An 18650-nucleotide genomic window follows, 5' to 3' on the forward strand; every position below is an offset into this window, starting at 1 on the left:
CGGCGCTCCGCGGCTGCGCAGCAGACCGGCGCGCCGCCGCTGCGCGGCGTGAGGCAGTTGCGGTCCTGCGGACCGCTTGTTTGATGCCGCTGCGCGACATTAAACGATGGCGCGCTGCGCGCGCCTCGGCTGGCTAAGGGGTGGGTGCCGGCCTGCGAATTTAACTGGCTGCCAGTCAATTAACTGGTGTGAAAACGAACTTACCGATCCGCTTTCGTGGTGGTTTTCCCAGCCTCAGAGTGCAAATCCAATATGCGCGACTTCGTAGTACAGCTCTGGCGGGGAGTCAATTTCGCTAGCGTAGTCCATCCAGACTGTATCAAGGGTGGTTTCATCACCGGTTGACCAAGCATCAATCAGGTTATCCCAACTGCGTTGGCTGGGACGGATTTCGCGTTCGCTGGCTTCCTTTTGTGCGCCCTGGGCCTGCTTACGAACGTCCCGCCAGTCGACGGGGGTGATACTCATTCGTTTGCCGTGGGCGCGCTCCTTGAGTTGAGGTGCCACGGCTTCTCGAACACCGGGTGGTGGGGTACGTCCGGTTCGTTTCCAGTTGGTAGCGCGGAGTTGCCAGTAGGCGTGGTTGATGCGTTGTCTGCTGGCGGGACTGGGGGTGCGGGTCTTCCAGCCGCGGCGGGTGCGAGCGGGGATGCCGGCGCGTTCCATGGCCTCGTGTCCCCCCTTGCGGCTGTTGAGGTATTTTAGTTGGGCCCGGACGTCCGGTGAGACGTCTGTGGGTGGTGTGACGTCTCTGTTTTCCATCAAGTCAAGGAACTCGACGTTGAGTTGCTCACCGAACGTGGTGCCGCCGCTGTCGGGCCCGCGGCCCCAAGTTCCCAGATGCCCTCCGGTGTGTGGCTGACGCGGCCGACTGGGTGTCACTTCTCACCCTTCCGTGAGATCTTCTTGACCTTGATCTGATTCAGCGCGCGTCCTTCCGTAAAAAGCGGCTTGCCGTTCCAGCGAGCCGCCCACACATCACCATCGAGGTGCAGTTCGTCCGTGCCGCCGACCTGGACAACCGTCAATCCTGCTTGGTATGCGCGGATTGCCTTTCGCCGTAGGTTGGAGAATGCCTGGCCGCGAATGATGTGCTGCCATTCGGGGCGCCGCAGTTCATGGTTCTTACGACTGTCACCCATGGTCGAAACCAACTTTGCATACATTGTAGCAATGTAAGTCTTCGTCAGTTCATCCTCCTCGGAAATAGCGTGCATGCGGGCCTCATTGAGCACATGGACGAGTGTCTTAAAGAGAGACGCACTGCCCTTTGCGACGTAAGCCTCCCGGATCACCGGTAGCGTGCACAATTCTCCGTACGAGGGTGAAGCAAAGTCTTTCAGACTAAGAAGCACCGATGTCGGCACCCAGAGCGTGCCGGAGGTCTCTCGGTCGTCGCCGAGAGGGTGAGGAAGTTCAGGGTATTCCCAGTCGATCGGGTCGATGCGGCAGATTCCCGAAAGGTCGAGTCCCTTGCCGTAGTTGGCTAGGTCGTCCCATCCTTCGGGGTTGTGGGTGATGGTGCGGATCGGGAGGTGTGCGGACTGGAGTGCGGCAAGGTAGGCGGCGTTGACGTCGAGCTCGGTCACCTCGGTGCCGTCGGGCACGGAGGTGTTGGTGAACTTCGGGCGGGCTTCCCATACTTCGTCGGCGTTGTCGCGCCGCTTGCGGGTCAGTGGCTCGGGCAGCTTCGGGTAGGTCGTGTGCTGATAGCTCGTCTCCACTCTCGTCGCCTCGAACAGCTCCATCACATCGGGAATCGCCGAACCACCGTCGCCAGCCAGTGCTTTCAGGGCTGCGTCGCCGTCGCCATCGTGTGCCTGCAGTGCGCGGGCGACCCGGTCAGAGACGAATGTAGACAGGCTGGCCTTCGCGGAACTGGGATGCCGTTGGGGGCGTACGGGTGACGCCGTGGATGTGGTGCGTGGCTGCTCCGGCGGAATGGTGCTGGAGGGGGTGGTGCGCGTCGCCTCCCGGGGGGAGCAGGCGGGTGTAGTGGGCCGAGGTAGGTGGTGGGTGGTGGGTTCCGGTGTGGTGGAGGTGGCTTGCACGGGGGTGGGGGCCGGACTGGCGGGGACGTCGGTGAAGCGGGCGTAGGGCAGTTCGGCGCGCAGTTGGGTGGTGGTCTGTGGGCCGAAGTCGCGTTCGGCGACGTCGATGTGTGCGTGCTCGCCGGTTCGGGCCAGGGTGAGGGTGACGTCTGGGTCCAGCGCGTTCACCATCTCGGGGAGGTCGGTGTCGAACGCGGCCAGGACTGGGATGTTCCGGGTCCGAGCCAGGTGGGACAGGATGCGTGCGGCGGCGGGGAGCGCAGGGCCGGACAGTGGCACCGCTGGGTCGTGGATGTGCTGCAGACGGTCGACGACCACGAGTGCCAGGCCGGTGATGTCCGGGGCGGTTTGCGCGATGACTTCGGCGGTCAGGCCGGTACCGTCATCCATGTGCAGGGGCGCGCCAACGAGTCGGGCCCGTGTTTCAGCTGCGGCCTGTTCCTCCGCAGGGGCCAGGGCGCCGGTGCGCAGCCGTCGGTAGTCCACCGGGGTCTCGGCGGCGATGATCCGCGCGGCGATGTCCGCCCGGGTCAGTCCTGACGCTGCGTAGAGCACAGGGAGTTGCCGGGTGAGGGCAGTGTGGCGGGCAGCAGCCGCGGCGAGCAGGCTTCCGCCGGCGCCCGGGGCAGCAGCGATCAGTGTCAGTGTGCCCGGCCTGAGGCCGCCGAGTGTGTGGTCGAGAGCATGAAGGCCGAACGAGGCTGCCTGGCCGTCTGTGCCGGAAGCCCCAGGTGTCAGGACCTCATCCAGGGCGTCATCCAAGGCCGTCAGACGGCGCGCGGTCGTTGTTGTTGCGTCCGTCGGGATGCCGATGGGCGTGGCGGTAGTCAGGTGGGCGGTGAGAGCTTCGGGAAGCAGAGCTGCAGCGGGTGTGCGACGGTGCAGCAGCAGCTGCGGGGTGCCGGAGGCTGCAGCGGCCAGCAGATCGCCCAGCTTCTTGCGCGCGGTGGTGACCGTCGTGGTCGGCAGGGCGGACAGCTGGGCCTGCCAAGTGGAGTCCAGGTGGCTCAGCGGAGAGAGCACGGCGCACTTCGTACCGCGGCCGATCAGTGCGGGCTGGCCTGCCGCGGCGGCCTCCACCAGGTCGTACAAGGCCTTGCGTGCCTCGTCGATACCCCACCGCCGCACGGCGCCGGCTGCGGTGGTCGTGGCACCTGGTGTGTCCTCGGCCATGTCTGCTCCTCCCCTGCACAGGAAACACGTAAGACACGTAAGAATCTAGCGTAAGGGTGTCGCTGGTGCGATGACGCTCACCCGTTACGGGTGCAGTCGGCAGTGCGCTCCCGGATTCCAGGCGTCGTCGCCAATCTTCACTCGATGGAGTTGTCTGAATTTCACCAAGTGACCGTGGCCAAGTCGAGGGAGCTGAGATATGTGCGCTGGTCCCGGACAGGCACCGTGCAGAAAGGTCGGTGCGAAGGTGACCGATTCTCCCCTATGCGCTGTGTCGGCGGAACGGTTCTGCGCCCGGCCACTGTCAGACCCGCCCATCACGATGCGCACATGAGCCTCACTTCAGTTCTCACAGACCCGACTTCTGCCATGTCGTGCTTCCTTGCGGAGCACCTCCCCTTCACAGAAAGGGTGGTAGCCGACCTCCGCACGCGCCTGAAGAATTGGCCCGCACCTGTCGTGCCTGACGCGGGTGCGGGACGACGGCCGGAATATCCGATGCTCGGACACACCATCGACCATCGGTTGCGGATCAGCCTGGGTGCGCCCACCGGTGGGCCGATTCAGGAAGGCGTGCTGCGGACTGTCATCGACGATGCGGGCTGGCCCAGTCCGGAGATCATCGGCACCGTGATGGCAGCCGGGACGGCCCTGCTGGAGGAACTGGAACGGTTCGAGGACGAAGCGGGTCAACCGCTGGCACTGGAGGTCGAAACTGAGGAGAGGCTCATTCGCCTGTGCCATCTCGCCTCGCACTTCGAGACCATCTACCGTTGCGGAGGGTGGGTGCGCGGGAACCGCCTCGGTCTGTGCAGCCCGGGGGCGGACTTGGGTGACTTGGCTGCCGTAGTTCCGGATTATGTCGTTGCAGACATTCGGCGCCAGATGGTGCTGGCAGCCGAGCCCGGGCCGTTTTCGCGTCTGCGGGAGCTTCCTGTCCAACTGCGGGTCTGCGGCCCGGTCTTCGACGGCAGCGCGGATGTCGGTGGTGCAGACGCGGACTTCATCCTCGACGGGAAGCTGATCGACTGCAAGGCAACCATCCGCCCTGGGCGGTTGGGGCGGGCAGAGATCTACCAGCTGGTCGGGTACCTCCTGCTGGACTACGGCAACGCCTATGCCATCAACGGGGTGGGGCTCTACCTCTCCCGCCAGGGCGCACTCATCGACTGGGGCGTGGAGGACTTTCTCGGTCTCCTGGGTGCGCGCCTGGACCTGGAGACTCTCCGAGCCGCATGCCGATACGCGTTGACCGGTGGCGCGGAAGGTGATCAGGCACCAGCTGGAGGCCAGCGCGGTCTCCTTCCTCCTCCCCGCACCGGGCCAGCCGTGCAGGAGACCCTCTTCGATGCAGTGGAGTAGCAACAACGTAGACCCCATTCTCCTGTAGCAGACCGCCGGCCGCTGTTGGGCAACGGGCTCTCCGCGCCCTGCCCAACGTGCGGCTCTTCGGAGGAGGGATCCTTTCGTTGCGAGCTGAGGAAAAGGCGAGCAGTGTGGGATCTTCATGATCTCTATCAGTGGCGGCTATCGGCGGCGCCGTGTCTTTCTGCGGCGGGCCTCGGAACGCGGTGCAGCCCGGTCGATCATCTTGACGGTGTCGGTTGGGGAGACATAGGTGGCAGCGCCGTCCCCGTAGATGCCGGCATGGGTGGTGTCGTTGGTCTTGTAGGCGAGCCAGTGCGGCACCCCGAGGTATCGCAGGGCGAGCAGGACACGCTCGGCTTCAGCCTTGTTGGCCGTGGGTTCGTGCAGGTCGGCGGTGTAGATGCAGATGACGCGGCGGGTGTCGTCGCCGCGGGCGGCGTTGATCAGGGTGCCGGCCTTGGCGACGGGGCCGAGCTGGCTGGAGCGGACGGCGTCGTGAATCAAGCGCCATCCGGTATCCAGGGTGGCCACCGGCAGGAACCACAGCCACTTGCCCCAGCTCGGCGGTTCATCGGCCGTGGGTGCGAAGGCCCACAGCCAGGGCGTATCGGTGGTGGTGGCGGGGGAGAGGCCGGTCGGGGGCGTATCCATGGCAGCCTCCATACGGGGTAACACCAAATCAAACAGTCAATTTATGGGCATACCGGTGTTTTCCTGTTTGTACGGTAGGCGCATGTCGTCGACTGACAGCCCCACCGTCACGCGTCTGGATGAGGCGATTACCGCGTGCTGCCTGGCCGCGGCTGCCTTCGCCGACACCACTCTGACGCCGCAGCGGGTAGCCCAGATCGCCATGGACTGTCTGGGACTGCTGCGCGCCGCGCATCCGGCGCGCAGCGCCCAAGGCCTGAACATGGCCATCTTCCGGCGTGGGCTGCGCGGCCCGCTCGGCGGCTTGTTGCCCGCCCGCAGCGAGTTGCCCGGGGAGGTGTCCGATCTTCATCTGCTGGACGGGCAAGACCAGTTGAACGAGAAGGTGCACCGATTGTGCCGCGAACACCTGGTGCCGCTGCGGGCACTCGAGGTGCCCTGGCCGTGGGCACGGATGCGAGCCGAGCAGCAGCAGGGCCGCCTGCACGAGGCGCTGCGGCAGCTTCCTCCCGAGCTGTACGGGCGTGCCCGCATGCTCTGCATCACCCATCCAGCCGGGGAAGCGCGGGCCCTGCGACGAGCTTGGGGCGATCTGTGGGGGAAGGTGAACTTCTTCGAGCCGATCTCCGAGTGGCCCTGGGCGCAGGTGGCCGGCTGGTGGTTCGCCTGCCCGCTGTGCCAGTGGCCGATGCTGGTGGAGGTGGAGGAGCATCGCGCACGTGCGCGATGCACCGCGCACGCCTGGCGCGGTGTGCGCTACACCCTCGATCTATCCCGCACCGAAGGCGCCGCACCGCCCCGCCTGCGCCTTACCGGCAGGCCCTCCTCGAAGCAGGAATGGCCGACACGGCCGGTGGTGGGACGGCCGGCTAGCAGCGATCACCTCGCCTTCCAGGAAGGCGCGTGGCACTTCACCACCGTCGCGGGCCTGGTCGAGAAGGAACTTCGCGACCGCGCGCACAAGGAGGTGCCCGAAGCCCGCTGCGAGATGTGGCCAGCTGACCCCTACCCCGACGCCTACGACATGCGGCTGACCGTGCCGACCCCAGATGGCAAGCGGGTCTTCTACATCGACGTCAAGGACTGGATGGACGCCGCCGCCCTGGCCCGCGCCCTCGTCAGCAAACCACTACCCGACAAGCCGATCAGCGTGGTCGTCCCCGACCAGCAGGAATCCCAACTGCCCACGCTCAAAGCCCGTCTGCCCGCCTCCCATTACCGGCCCTTCACGGTCACCCGGTTCCTCGATCACGTCATCGCCACAGCCCGGGGACGAGCGTGAGCCGCAGGCGTATGGACCCGGACGAACGGGACGAGCAGGAGGAGGTGATCGCGGCAGCCCTCGCGCTGGCCGAGCACTACTTCGGCTACACCGACCCGCTTGGGCGTCGGTGCGTGCCGCTCGACCAAGCGGGGGTACTGGCCACCGGACGCCTGGGCGACCTCATGGCTGGCTGGGAGCATCTGAGCGCAGATGAACACGAACGCCTCGGCCGCTTCTGGCAGGTGCGCGGTGATGATCTGGCCCAGGAGGCCGACTTCACCAGCGCCGCTCAGTACTACGCGGCCTGCAACCGCGGCCTGTACGCCAGACCCGACCACGAGGGGCCCCAGCGTCGTCGGTACCTGGTGGCCCTCCACGCCGACGACCCGCTCACCCTGGCCGACCGGCACCTGCACCAGGCCGCCCGGTTGATCGCCGCCCGCAAGGAGCTGCCGGTGCAGGCGGGCGAGGGACTGTGGCAGTTCGGCACCCGTGAGATCACGACCGTGCGCGTGCCAGCCCATGCCCACCCCGCCGGCGACAGGAAACTCAAGCCCTTGGCGTGGAGCACCGCACCCCGCTGCATCGACGCCCATGTACATGTCGATTCTGTCCTTGCCCAGGTCCGCGCGCACGAGCAGCAGGATGCGAAGGTGGCGTGGAAGCCGCAGCTGCTCGGGCAGTTCTTCGATCGCCTACGCGACCACCACGGCCACGCGATCGACCGCCTGGAGCTGCCCGCCGGGCGCCTGCAGATCGTCAACGCGCCCACCGGCTCCGGCAAGTCCGTCGCCATGCTCGAGATCGCCATCGTGGCCGCCCGCCAACGGCTGGGTCCCGTACTGATCGTCGTCCCTCAGCTGAGCGACGTCTTCAAGACCACCGACAAACTCCACGCGATTGCCCAGCACGACCTGGACGACGATCTCCTCGACGCCGCCGGACTCCCCGCCCGGCACGCCCGCGATCTGCGCATCACCCCGCTGATCACACCGAACCGGATGGCCGAGCAGGCGGAGCGTGCCGTCGCCCGCGACCGGTGGGACCGCTTCGACCAGCTCGCCCACCCCTGCGACATCAAGGCATGGATCACTCACGGCCCCGCCCCCGCACCAGGCGAGGAACCCTGCCTGCGTCTGCGCCGCGTCCACGAGGACGACACAGACGACGCCGAGTTGACGGAGACCGGGCCCAGGGCCTGCCCGCGCATCAACCACTGCCCACGCTTCGCGCTTCTCCATGACGCCGCCCACGCCGACATCATCGTCACCAACCATCACAACCTGCTGCTGGGCAGCGCCCGGCTGCCCCTGCTGCTCGATGGGCAGCCCACCAGCCGCGAGAGCCTGCTCAAACTCCTGCTGGGACGATGCCCCCTCATCCTGATCGACGAAGTCGACGGCATACAGGAGACGTTGTGCGACGCCAATACCAAGCAGCTCGAGCTCGCCGCCCACGGCCCCGGCACCACCGACAGCCCACTGGTCCAGCTCGACCGGGCGCACCGCCGGCGCCCCGTGCCCCCGTCGGTGACCCGCCGCATCGCCGATCCCCTGCGCCTGGCCAGGCACTTCGCCGAATCATTCCTCGACTACGCCCTAGAGGGCGAACTGTGGCTCGAGCACGACGATGCCGACCATGACCGGCCTTCCTCCAAATTGCACCTGCCCGGCACATGGGACCGCCGTATCGTCGCAGCCCTGCTGCACAAGAAGGAAAACGACAAGATCCCCTATGCGGACCTTGCGGGGCTGGCGGACCTGTTCCCCACCCCGTTTCAGGACCAGAATCGTCAGGCAGAGCGCCGCCCACGGCGCGGGCGCGCGCCTACCGAACTGCCTCAAGCCCGCGCCATCCGCCCACTCCTGGAGGAGGCGGTCAGTGCCGGCCAAGGGCGCAACCGGCTGCCCGCCATCAAAGATGCTCTCACCACCGTGCTACAGAAGAACGGACACCACGGCGTTGCACTCCTCCAGCTGGTCAACGCGCTGCTGGTGCGCTCCTGGCTCGGCTGCCTGACCGACGCCCTCACCATGCTGCGCAACGTCGCTGCCGCCGCGGACGCCTTCTTGCCCGAAGCCCGCCCGATCGCTGAGCTGTTGGGCACCTTCGCCCAGCACTCGCCTATCCCTCATGGTGCTCTCGGCGACTCCCTGTACGGCTTCGCCGTCACTCAGAACCCGCGTCCCGTCGCCACCGGTCGACTGTTCGTGCGGAGCTTCACCGGCGACCCGCACACCACGATGACTCAACTCGGCAACACCATCGCCCTGGGCACCTGCGGCAAGCGTCGCCGCATCCTGGCCTTCTCCGCCACCGGCTACTTCCCCCGGGCCGCCAAGACTCACCTGCACACCTTGCCGGCCTACCTCTACAGCGACATGAGGCCCGACGCCGTGCGAGCCAAAGCCGGCCACGTCACCCGCGACGACGACACCAACGACTTCTTCCGCCTGGCCGGACTGGAGGAGAGCGCCAAGGTCCGGGACCTGCCCGCCTTCGGCGGCCGCCTGTGGAAGAAGCGCCTCGAACCCCACCTACGTGAGATCGCCCGCCTCGACCGCGACCGCCAACGCGTGCTGACCGTCGTCAACTCCACCTACCACGCCTTCCTTCTCGCCTCCGGCATCGCCGCAGCAGCTCCCCAGCCTCACTGGGTTGCCGTGGTCCTGCCGGCCAGCGGCAAGGCACCGGCCGTCGCGATGCCGCCCGGCGTCGTTCAAGTCACCGTCGACGAACTCGAAGAACTCCCCGCCCGGCACCCCGACGTCAAGGTCATCGTCGCGCCCATCGGCCCGGTCTGCCGCGGCCTGAACATCCTCGTCCCCGGTACCGAACGCTCCGCCCTGTACTCGATCTGGGTCGGCACCCGTCCCGTCATGCAAATCCACGACCCGGCCACGATGTATGCCTCCATCAACGCCGCTGGCATCTCCCGAGGAGGACCCAGCCTGGACCCCGCCGCGATGCTCGCTGCGCAACGCCACACCGCCGAACAGCGCCGCGACGCCATCATCGCCGCCGACCCCCACTTCAGCCGCTACCCCCGCTACCTGAAGACCGAGATCCTCGCCGGCATCCTCGTCGACCTCATCCAGCTCTCCGGACGCGCTCGCCGCGGCGACACCGATGTCGAGATCTACCTCGTCGACAACGCCTTCCACGACGCCCGCTTCGGCAGCGACTACCCCTCCCTGCTGCGCACCTACTACGCCGAACTCGCACCTGACGAACAACAACAGCTACGCCACACCTACGGCTCCACCTTCAACGCCTGGATCAACTTCGCCAGCGGCAACCCACCGCCCCTGACCACCCTCGCGGCCCTCTAGGACCCTCGATGAACCACCTCTCCCAAGGCCCCTATCTCGACCTGCTCGCCCACCCCGCTGACCAGGAACTGCTCGGCGACGGCTACCTGTACGACCTGACCCCGGCCGCAGCCGCATGGACAGCCGCCACCAGCGAGTACCGCGGCATCACCGGCAGCGACGGCATCCTCCCCTACACCGCGCTGCTGACCGTCCTGCGCGTACTGGGCAAAACCAGCGCCGAAATGGACCGCCCGTCGCACGACAAGCCCCCCACCGGACTCATCACCGCCGCCCCCCTGCACTGCGACGACCTCCGCGACGCCGTCTGCCTGTGGGAACAGGTCGCCCTCCAGGTCCCCGAGGACAAAATCAGCCTGGGGTATGACAGCCGCCTCGCCGACCAGATCGCCGCCATCGAGCCCAAGCACATTCGCCTCGCCGACTACATCAACACCGGAACGCACACCTTCACCGCGCCCGGATGGCTCTACCCCGCTGCCACCTGGAACCCCGCACAGCTACTCGTACGCCACACGTTGAGCATCGATGGCCGCCAGATCGAGCTGCGTGCCGACGACACCGGGGACGTCCACGTCTGGGAGCCCAAACACCTCTGGCCCGCCACCTGGACACAGATCAAAGAGGCCCGAGAGAAACGCAAAGACAAGAACCATACGAGCAATCCAGCGCGCCTGCACGACGAGGAGCACACCAAGTACGCCGGACTGCACCTGGAAGTCCTCCTCGGCTCGCTGCCCGGCACCCCGCAGCCCTATGTACTCATCCAGCCACGCACGCTGCGCTACAGCGACCGCCTCGCCGCCGCCCGCACCGTCTACTACGCGGCCCAGGCCGACGCCCCGCTGATGACACTCGCCCTCGGCGGCCGAGGCGAGCACACCCACTTCGCTCACGCCAGCCGACTCGCCCTCGACGCCTATGCCCGCCTGCGCGGCACCCGCCCCCTGCTCCCCAGCCTCGTACGGGACCTGAGCGGCACCCCCGGCGACTTCCGCGCCGTGCTGCCGTACTCCACCCGCTTCCCCATCGGCCGTAGCCCGGGCATGCACACCATGGCAGTCGTCAGCGACCATGCCCGCACAGCCTTCAACTCCGAGCCCCTGCGCCTACACCAGTGCACCGAACGCCTCTCCCGCTCTCGACGCACGACACACCTCGGACGCGACACGCACCTCCTCGACGCCCCGGACCTGGACCAGATCCTCCGCGCCGCCGCCTGCAACCGCCTGCGCATCCTCGCCCTCTACCACAACCCCACCACGCGCCCCCGTCTACAAAAACTCCTCTGCTACCACTTCAACCGCCCCGACCTCGCTGACGCCACCGCCGCAAAGCGGGATGATGCACTAATTACGCTCAACGACCACACCGAGATCAGCTTCAGCCACGCGCCACAGCTCCTTGAGCACCGCGGTGACCACGCAGGGCGCCTGGCCGCCGCCCGCGCGATTCCGCACCGCGCCGCTCCACCCGGGACCCGCGTCCTCGCCCTGGCCGAAACCGAATTCGACGCCTCGGACTGGTCCCGCCGCCGCCGCGCCTCGCGCCAGCCCAACTCCACAGAGAAGGACCCATACCTGGCCGACGCGAAGCCCTACGCCAACCGCTACCTGGCCCGGTCCGGAGTTCTTGCCCAGTTCCTCACCTTCCGCGTCCGCCCCTTCCCGCCCAGCCGCAGCAAGGCTGCGAAGATCGAGAACCCTACCGAGCTCGAACGCCTGGGCCAAGAGCTCTCCGGCGACCATCCCGGTCACTACGCCTTCGCCGACCTGATGCGCGCCGCCGGACTCGTCCCCTCCCGACTCACCCGGAACCTCACTTACACCGACGACGGCCTCAAGGAACCCCTGGTCCACGTCGGCCTCCACCTACGCCAGCAGCGCAGCAACTGGAAAGCGGGCGAACCCCCACGCCTCGTCTGGCTCATGAGCGCGCTCATCCCCGACGGCGACCATTGGCGCGTACTCGCCCACACCCCCGGCTCCGCCCACACGCCGCGCACCTGGACCCCATACACCGAAGCCAACCTCGAATTCCGCTCCGGTCCGCTGCCCCCTGGGTGCCGACAAGACCAACACCTCACCCACGACATCGACCAGGCGCTACTCAGTCTCGGCCACCACAAAGGCCCCGCCACTGGCTACGTGCTGTACGTCAACGGCAACAGCTGCCGCAGCCTGTGGCCCCACCTCGCCAACACCCACCTCGACCGACCGATCGAGCCCGACGGCACCATCAAAAGCCTCGAAGGACGCCTCGCCCTTCCGGGTCTGTCCCTGGCCGAGCACCAACGACCCCGTGCCATCGTGCGCGTCACCGACGACAGCGCCTTCAGCGGCAAACTCCCCCGCCCCGCCCGACTCCAACATCTGCGCACTGATGCCGAGACCGGCCGCGAAGTCCTCGAACCAGGCAAGCGCACCAACGGACTCTTCGCCCACCCCACGGCCCGCACCACCTGGTATCTGGCCCATGTGCCCCAGCAGTTCAACGGCGGCACCCGCTACGCACGAGCCGGTGAACACTATGGCCGTTGGGCCAGCGACGACCCCGAGGAACAGGCCGAAGACTGGTACGCCCACACTCTCACCGAGTTCCACATCCCGTACCACGCCACCGGAGACGACCCGTACCGCTACGCGCTCGCGGCAGCGCGCCTGTGCGACAACGCCCTCTCCTACGACCACCGCACCGACTACCCGCTCCCCGTCCACCTGGCGATCCAGATGGACAAAGATCACCCCAACTACCGGCGCATGCTCCACGAAGAAGAAGATGCTCGGTGAGGCAGGTCAACACAGTCGCCAGATCGGCGGGAGCGCAGGACGAGGGAAGTCCAAGGTCACCGCCGGAGTCGCGGCTGCATCGCAGGTCAGAACGCCCCTGTACGCGTGAGCGATGCGTGAGCGGACGGCACATCACCAGCCGTCTCCGACCGGCTCGATGCTCCTGCCGCGCGGCACGGGCGGACGAGCAAGGGTTTCAGACCCCGCCCAGGACTGCCACGGCGGGGTCGAGGAAGGGAGACCAGTGCTGCGGTCGCGGCCGTTGCCCTCCAGGGCGGCCAAGGATCACAATTCGGCAAATAACGCCGTCTCAGCTCCAGCAATGGCCCGCCTCGGTGCCTATAGCCATGACGGCAAGTGGCTTAGCCGGCGATGTCACGGGGGTGTTCGTCGGAGGCGGAAGAGGCTGCGTTGGCCATCCGCATTCCATCGGGATGCTGGTCGATCCAGGCGAGACCGCCGATGTCAAGGCGACTGCGGGTTCTGGTTACGGCGACGTAGGCGAGGCGGGCTTCGGCGTCGCCGATCGGGCGGGGAAGGGGGCGTCCGGAGTCGTCCTGCTGTTCGCTGTCGGGTGGGGGTTGGAAGTCGTCGGCGATCCTCACGCTCGGCCATTCGCGGCCTTTGGCCTTGTGCACCGTCGAGACGGTCACATGGGCGTGGGTTTCGTCGACGAGTTGGCCCACCGCAGCGAGGATGGCTTCGGCGCCGTGGGTGTCGACGAGGTCGACGAACGGCTGCAGGTCGCGGCCTGCCGGGTCGTGGGCGGCGTAGTCCTGGAGTTCGCCCCAGGTGGGGAAGAGCACGAGTTCGGGATGGCTGGTACGGCGGCCTTCCTTGAGGTCGCGGGCAGCCTGGGCAAGGGTGCGCAGGCTGTCTCCTCCCCCGGCCAGCCCGACCTGACAGCCGGCGACCATCAGAGCCATGACCTGGGTGATCGCGCCTACGTTGGTGCGGCACAAGACGGCGTCGGGCCGGGCGACGGAGCAGAGTTTGGTGGGCACGGCCTCACACCCGGTCAAGCGGATGGGGGCGTCGGCCAGGTGCAGCCAGCGGTTGGCTTCCTCTGCCAGGTGGGGGCCGAAGCGGAAGGACTGGGACAAGGTGAGCTGGGTGCCGTCAAAACCCGTCATGACGTCCTTGGCGCCGCGCCAGTGGTAGATGGCCTGGGCGGAGTCGCCGACCATGACCAGCTGGGCGTGGTCGCGTTGGTTGACGAAGATCTGTTCGACGACAGGGTTGGTGTCCTGGGCTTCGTCGAGGAGCAGGAAGTCCGCTTCAATTCTCGGCTGGGTCAGGGCCCAGATCTTCAGGTAGTGGTCGTGATCGAAGCGGACTACCCCGTCGTCGGGGTTTTGCAGGTCCGCCCATGCCTTGCGGGCGAAGGGCACGATGTGGGCGGCGAGCTGGGCGTGCAGGTCCTTGTCTTCCAGTCCGCGCAGGTGCGGTACGTGGTGTCGGGTGATTGCTGCGTCGGCTGTGTAGCAGAACTGGCTCACGGTGCGCAGGACGGCGTTGGACAGGGTGCGTTGGAAGATGTCGCGGTCGCCGATGCGGATGGCTTTGGTGATGCCCAGGGCCTGGCCGGTCTGCCAGGCCGGACGGCGCGGTGCGTTCAGGCGGGGAGCGTAACGGTGACCGACGGCGGCGAAGGCGAGTGCGTGGGCGGTTTTGCACTGGACGTTGCGCGGGAAGCGGGCGGTCGCGTCGCGGGCGATGGCACGGTTGTAGGCGAGGTAGCGGCCGCGGCGTTTGGTGCCGTGGGCGAGCAGGGCCAGGGTCGTGGTTTTGCCGGTCCCGGCGCCGGCTTGGAGGGCAAGGTGATCGCCGGCGTGGAAGGCGTCGGCTGCTGCGGCCTGTTCGTCGGTCGGCTTCATGGTGTGGGTCCTTCAGGGAGACGGGTGAGGGCATGCCCGAGGGCAGACAGCAGGTGCGCGGGAGTGGTGTGAGCGAACAGGTTCCGCATAACGCGGTCGAGGCGGTCGGCTTCCTGGTCGGCGTGTTCGGCCAGGGCGCGGTGGAGGGCCAGGTGCAGGAAGCTTTCGGGGGCTGGCCCGCGCGACGTGCACCGGTTTTGAGGGCGCTGTGGGTGGCGGGTGTCAAGGCCAGGTTGAGCAGGACCTGGCCGCTCGCGTCGGGGTAGTGGGTGGTGATGACGTCGATGGGGAATCTGGTGGGGAGGCGGTGGAGCAGGCGGTGCACGGCTCGGTCGGGGGTTTGGCGGCGACGAGGGCCATCAGGCGGGTGGCGTCGCTGTTGGCCGCAAGTGGCCAGAACCGGGCGGCGTGGCGGAGTTCGGTGGCCTTCAGGGGTCGGGTCAGTGTGATTTCCAGGACGTGGTGGCCCCCATCGTCACCGGTGCCCAGGTGTGCGGGCCGATGTGTGGGGCAGGCGGGTACAGATGTACGCCGCGTGCAGGAGAGGGTCGAAGGGCTCCCACTCGGCCACCGCCAGGTCTGCGGCCTGTGAGGCCGCTGCGTGGAGGGGGCATCGCTGAGCTCGCCAACGCAGTTGCTCCGTGTAGGGCAGGTGGTTGAGGCTGTAGACGGCCATCTCGGAGGCAGGTAGGGCGAGTTGTCCATGCAGTGGTGTGGTGGACACCAGCGTCCAGATGCCTGTCGGTGCGCCTGAGGCGAGGACAGGGTGGCTGCAGCGGTTGCGTTGGCGGGTCTGTACGACGCATCGGATGTCGTCGAGGGGGTGCTGCGCGAGGTATCGGCAGCAGAGAAGTTGGACCACCGGGCGTGCCGGTCGGCATGGGCCATGGGGTGGCGGTGTCGGTTGGGTGGCTGGTGGGGTGAAGGCGCCGGCATCGAGCAGGCGCCGGGTACGCAGTGCCAGGCGGCGGCGCAGTTCGGCGAGCTGCGGGGGGAGGGGGCCGCTGGCGGGGTGGGCGGGGCAGAGGGCGGTGTGGGGGATGCGGCACCAGGGTGTGCCGTCGTGTGCGGGGTGGGCGATGCCAGAGCTGACGTGCCAGCGGTGCGGGGCCGGGACGGAGGCCGCGGGCACCTCGTGCGGGTGGAAGCTGATGGGGTTCTGGTTGGTGCGTGTGTGCCAGTTGATGCGGTTGCCGCAGTCGCGGCAACGGCTGGATTGGGCGGAGCACAGAAGCCGGCTGGGGCTGTCTGTGGCGACGCGCAGGGCGCGCGAGCGGTGATGCAGACGGACAAGGCTGCCGTCCCATCGGCGGCCGGATGAGGCAGTGGTGGAGCACATGTCCGTGAAGGTGACAGGCGGCACGCCGGAAACACGGCGCCAGTGCCGCTGGAGTCCCGCGTACGACCCAATCGTCACGTAAGCGCATTCGATTCTAGGTACGTACGTTCGCGACAGGTTGCCGGATCGGGTGATCTGCTGGAGCCGGGCCGTGGGGGTTATTCGGCGACGCCGTCCGGGGGCGCGTGCCCCTTGCAGAGGGTGCCGAGGAGGTGGTCGACGGGGACGCCGAGGGCGTGGGCGAGGGCGTGCCAGGTCTTGAGGGAGCCGATGGTGCGACCCTGCTCGATCTCGATGAGGGTGCGTCTGGCCAGGCCACTGCGGCGGGCGAGTTCGTCATAGGACCATCCGCGCTCGCCCCGCAGCCGTCCCAGCTCCAGGCGCAGGGCGGTGAGGTTCGGGTCGGGCGGGAAGATCGTCACCCCACCATCCGACGGTGCAGAACCCTGCACTGTCAGTGCAGACCTCTGCCCTATTTCCGCAGGTGGCGACCACGCAAGGGAGGGCAGAGGTCTGCACTACCGTTCCGCCCGCCCCTCCCCCAGCAGGCGTCTCGGCCAGGACGGCCTACGCGGATGAGACAGAAAGGCGTGCGTTCATGCGGCTGTGCGCGACCGGACGACCCGTGCGGCGCATCTGGACCGTCGAGCTGCGACCACAGCCCGGTGGCCCTGTCATGGTCTGCCCGCACTGTTCTCCGGCCACCAGGCCGCTGCACCCGCAGACAGCAGCGACGCGGCCCGCTGTGGTGGCACATCTGGCCAGCCACGCCCGCCGGGATGCCCTCCCGGTGCACCTGCGTACCTGCCAGTGCCAGGAGCGCGGCTGCCCATGGCATCTGCGGCATCGCGGCTGCTCGGGCCCGATCACACTGGTCCTGACCCGGGAAAGCGGCGGGCGCCTGTGGCGGCTGGCCGATGCCTGTACTGCCTGCGCACGGGCCACCGCGCACAGTGCCATCGTCCCCGAGACCACCTGCGCGGCACCCGCCGAGCTCTCCCCTCCGCCGGGCCGGCCACGAAGAAAGCGGCAGGTCCAGGGTCCGCAGGTGGAGGTCCGGGTCCGAGAAATGCTCAGCTACCTCGCAGTTGCCCTTCCCACCGAGGTCGGCGCCACTGCGCGGCTGCTGGCTCTGCAGTGCGCGCTGCGGGCAACTGCCTCCGGCCGACTTCGGGTGCCGGCAGGGCTTCTGCGGGGCATGCGCATGGACCAGCGTGCATCTCCATGGCAAGAGCTGGAGCAGTCCGGCTGGCTCACGCGCGTGTCCAGAAGCTCACCCTGGGCAAGACGGTGCGGGGTCGCGGCGCAACTGCTCGACGCTGGCGTCCTACCCCAGGCCCCTGGGCGCCGGGACCGCGCCCAAGCCGCCGACAGAGCACTGCGCCTGACGTCCTGCCCGGCACTTCGCAGCCTGTCGGCCTCAGACCAGCTCACCGGACTCGCGCTGGCCACCCACCTCTCCCCCGGCCGCCTGCACGGCGTCATCGAGGCGGACCGGCTCGAGCGAGTGTGCGCAGCAGCACCTGGCGCCCTGACCGCCACCCTCGACCGCCTGGTTGCCGCCCGGGTAGCGGACTGGTGGTCGTACGACCCGGGATCCGACGACATCACCTGGGCCCTGGGACCCGCGCTGGCCACGCGGTACAAGAGCATGATCGCCGGACATGGTTCTCCGACCGGGTGACGATTCCCGTGGCGTGGGCGTGAGTGGTCGGACCGTACGCCGACATGTTGGCCCCGTGCCGTGCGGCGCAGAATTAACCGTGACCGCGGACGAGCCTTTCAGCGTTGGTTTCGTGCATGTGCGCCAGTGCCACCAGGGCACGCCGCGACGGCGGCAGCGGGCACGAGGCTGACCGTTCACCCGGCGGGGTGAACGGTCAGCCTCGTGCCTCACTCCTCCAGCGCATCTGCGGCAGGATCGAAGGGTCAAAACGTCTCCCAAGCTGGGGAGTTGAGGATTCGCCACCTCTGTCAACAGCCATTGCTCCACCCTTAGCGTGCCATCAGCCGTCAGATCGGTGGCCGTGTCGGAAAGGCCTACTGGTCAATGGCATGTGCCGACCAGGCTGTCTTCGTGTCCAAAGGAGCACCTGCCCTGACCGCCGCACCCGCCCCGCTGCCGAGATTGCTGGCCCGTGCCCGGCAAGGCATCTTCCCCTCCCGCAAGGCTCCTGCCAGTACCTCCGTCCAGGCACGGCAGGTGCGGGATCGCACCTACGCCGGCAGCACCCCTGCGATGGCAGCAGCCTATGGCGTCACCCCGGGAACCGTATCGCGCTGGATCAGCGGGACTCATCGTCCTGCTGCGCACGCTGACCGGCTGCTCCGTGAGGTCATCGAGGCCCAGACAACGCCTCACGGAAGGGAACGCCGTGCCCGGCAATTCGAAAGGGAAGGCCCCATCTCAAGAGTCGCCGTACGTGTAAGCCGGGCCCGTTCCTTCGCAATCCGGGGATCCGATGCCATCCGCTGCCGGGACATCTATCTCCGACTGACGTGCGAACAGGCTGCTGCTCTGGCTCGCGCCAGCACGGACGACGCGGTCCGTCAAACCATCGGCGAAGCACTGGCGGACTATTTCAACGGTGGCGCACGCTACCGAGGCTTCGGAAGCGATGACTTCTCCTTCGATGAAGTCGACTTCCACCTTGGCTAACAGAAACCAGCCGCATCCTGCGCGGGACACCGCAAACGCAGCGCTGCCTCACCTAGTGCCGCATCAAGCAACGTTCGCCCTGTTCACGACCTCGCGTAGGCGTTCGTCGGCAGCGTGCTTGTTCCGCCAGATGATGTAGCGGCGGAT

13 protein-coding genes and 1 pseudogene are annotated in these 18650 nt (G+C 67.6%); 7 read left to right on the plus strand and 7 right to left on the minus strand.

What is annotated here, in order from left to right; translation table 11 throughout:
- Positions 1-234: 234 nt before the first annotated feature.
- Complete coding sequence (locus AB0G35_RS36175) at positions 235-666, minus strand: hypothetical protein (protein WP_360958704.1); 432 nt, start codon at positions 664-666, stop codon at positions 235-237.
- A 212-nt stretch (positions 667-878) separates the two neighbouring features.
- Entirely contained in the window at positions 879-3224 is a 2346-nt protein-coding gene (locus tag AB0G35_RS36180) for a DnaB-like helicase C-terminal domain-containing protein (RefSeq protein ID WP_360958707.1), read from the minus strand.
- Positions 3225-3722: 498 nt separating this feature from the next.
- Here AB0G35_RS36180 and AB0G35_RS36185 point away from each other — a divergent pair, with 498 nt between their 5' ends.
- Entirely contained in the window at positions 3723-4586 is an 864-nt protein-coding gene (locus tag AB0G35_RS36185; protein WP_360958709.1) for a hypothetical protein, read from the plus strand.
- Between the two features lie 165 nt (positions 4587-4751).
- Here AB0G35_RS36185 and AB0G35_RS36190 read toward each other — a convergent pair whose 3' ends face one another.
- Entirely contained in the window at positions 4752-5243 is a 492-nt protein-coding gene (locus tag AB0G35_RS36190) for a putative phosphothreonine lyase domain-containg protein (protein WP_360958712.1), read from the minus strand.
- Between the two features lie 82 nt (positions 5244-5325).
- Here AB0G35_RS36190 and AB0G35_RS36195 point away from each other — a divergent pair, with 82 nt between their 5' ends.
- From AB0G35_RS36195 to AB0G35_RS36205, 3 genes are read left to right on the plus strand one after another with little or no spacing between them, the layout of a single operon-like run.
- Positions 5326-6525: a hypothetical protein gene (locus AB0G35_RS36195; protein ID WP_360958715.1), complete on the plus strand. Its 1200-nt coding sequence runs from the start codon at positions 5326-5328 to the stop codon at positions 6523-6525.
- Positions 6522-9839, plus strand: a complete 3318-nt coding sequence (locus tag AB0G35_RS36200) for a hypothetical protein (RefSeq protein ID WP_360958718.1) — start codon at positions 6522-6524, stop codon at positions 9837-9839. The genes AB0G35_RS36195 and AB0G35_RS36200 overlap by 4 nt, the downstream gene beginning before the upstream one ends.
- A gap of 8 nt (positions 9840-9847) precedes the next feature.
- On the plus strand, positions 9848-12628 hold the full coding sequence (locus AB0G35_RS36205; protein ID WP_360958721.1) for an RNaseH domain-containing protein: 2781 nt from the start codon (positions 9848-9850) through the stop codon (positions 12626-12628).
- Between the two features lie 362 nt (positions 12629-12990).
- Here the strand turns inward: AB0G35_RS36205 and AB0G35_RS36210 are convergent, their stop codons facing one another.
- Positions 12991-14505: a UvrD-helicase domain-containing protein gene (locus tag AB0G35_RS36210; protein ID WP_360958724.1), complete on the minus strand. Its 1515-nt coding sequence runs from the start codon at positions 14503-14505 to the stop codon at positions 12991-12993.
- A 68-nt stretch (positions 14506-14573) separates the two neighbouring features.
- Between AB0G35_RS36210 and AB0G35_RS36215 the strand changes: the two genes are divergently transcribed.
- Complete coding sequence (locus AB0G35_RS36215; RefSeq protein WP_360958727.1) at positions 14574-14771, plus strand: hypothetical protein; 198 nt, start codon at positions 14574-14576, stop codon at positions 14769-14771.
- A gap of 209 nt (positions 14772-14980) precedes the next feature.
- Here the strand turns inward: AB0G35_RS36215 and AB0G35_RS36220 are convergent, their stop codons facing one another.
- Positions 14981-15844: a DUF6083 domain-containing protein gene (locus tag AB0G35_RS36220; protein ID WP_360958729.1), complete on the minus strand. Its 864-nt coding sequence runs from the start codon at positions 15842-15844 to the stop codon at positions 14981-14983.
- Positions 15845-16002: 158 nt separating this feature from the next.
- Positions 16003-16266 carry a helix-turn-helix transcriptional regulator gene (locus AB0G35_RS36225; RefSeq protein ID WP_360958732.1) on the minus strand — a complete coding sequence of 88 codons (264 nt, stop codon included), beginning with the start codon at positions 16264-16266 and terminating at the stop codon, positions 16003-16005.
- An 839-nt stretch (positions 16267-17105) separates the two neighbouring features.
- Here AB0G35_RS36225 and AB0G35_RS36230 point away from each other — a divergent pair.
- A complete protein-coding gene (locus tag AB0G35_RS36230; RefSeq protein ID WP_360958735.1) occupies positions 17106-17528 on the plus strand; it encodes a hypothetical protein in 423 nt (140 codons plus the stop codon).
- Positions 17529-17921: 393 nt separating this feature from the next.
- Complete coding sequence (locus tag AB0G35_RS36235) at positions 17922-18503, plus strand: hypothetical protein (protein WP_360958738.1); 582 nt, start codon at positions 17922-17924, stop codon at positions 18501-18503.
- 63 nt (positions 18504-18566) lie between these two features.
- Here AB0G35_RS36235 and AB0G35_RS36240 read toward each other — a convergent pair.
- A pseudogene (locus AB0G35_RS36240) lies at positions 18567-18650 on the minus strand (transposase); the annotation flags it as partial.

The organism is Streptomyces sp. NPDC021749 (genome assembly GCF_040640655.1).
Classification (GTDB): Bacteria; Actinomycetota; Actinomycetes; order Streptomycetales; family Streptomycetaceae; genus Streptomyces.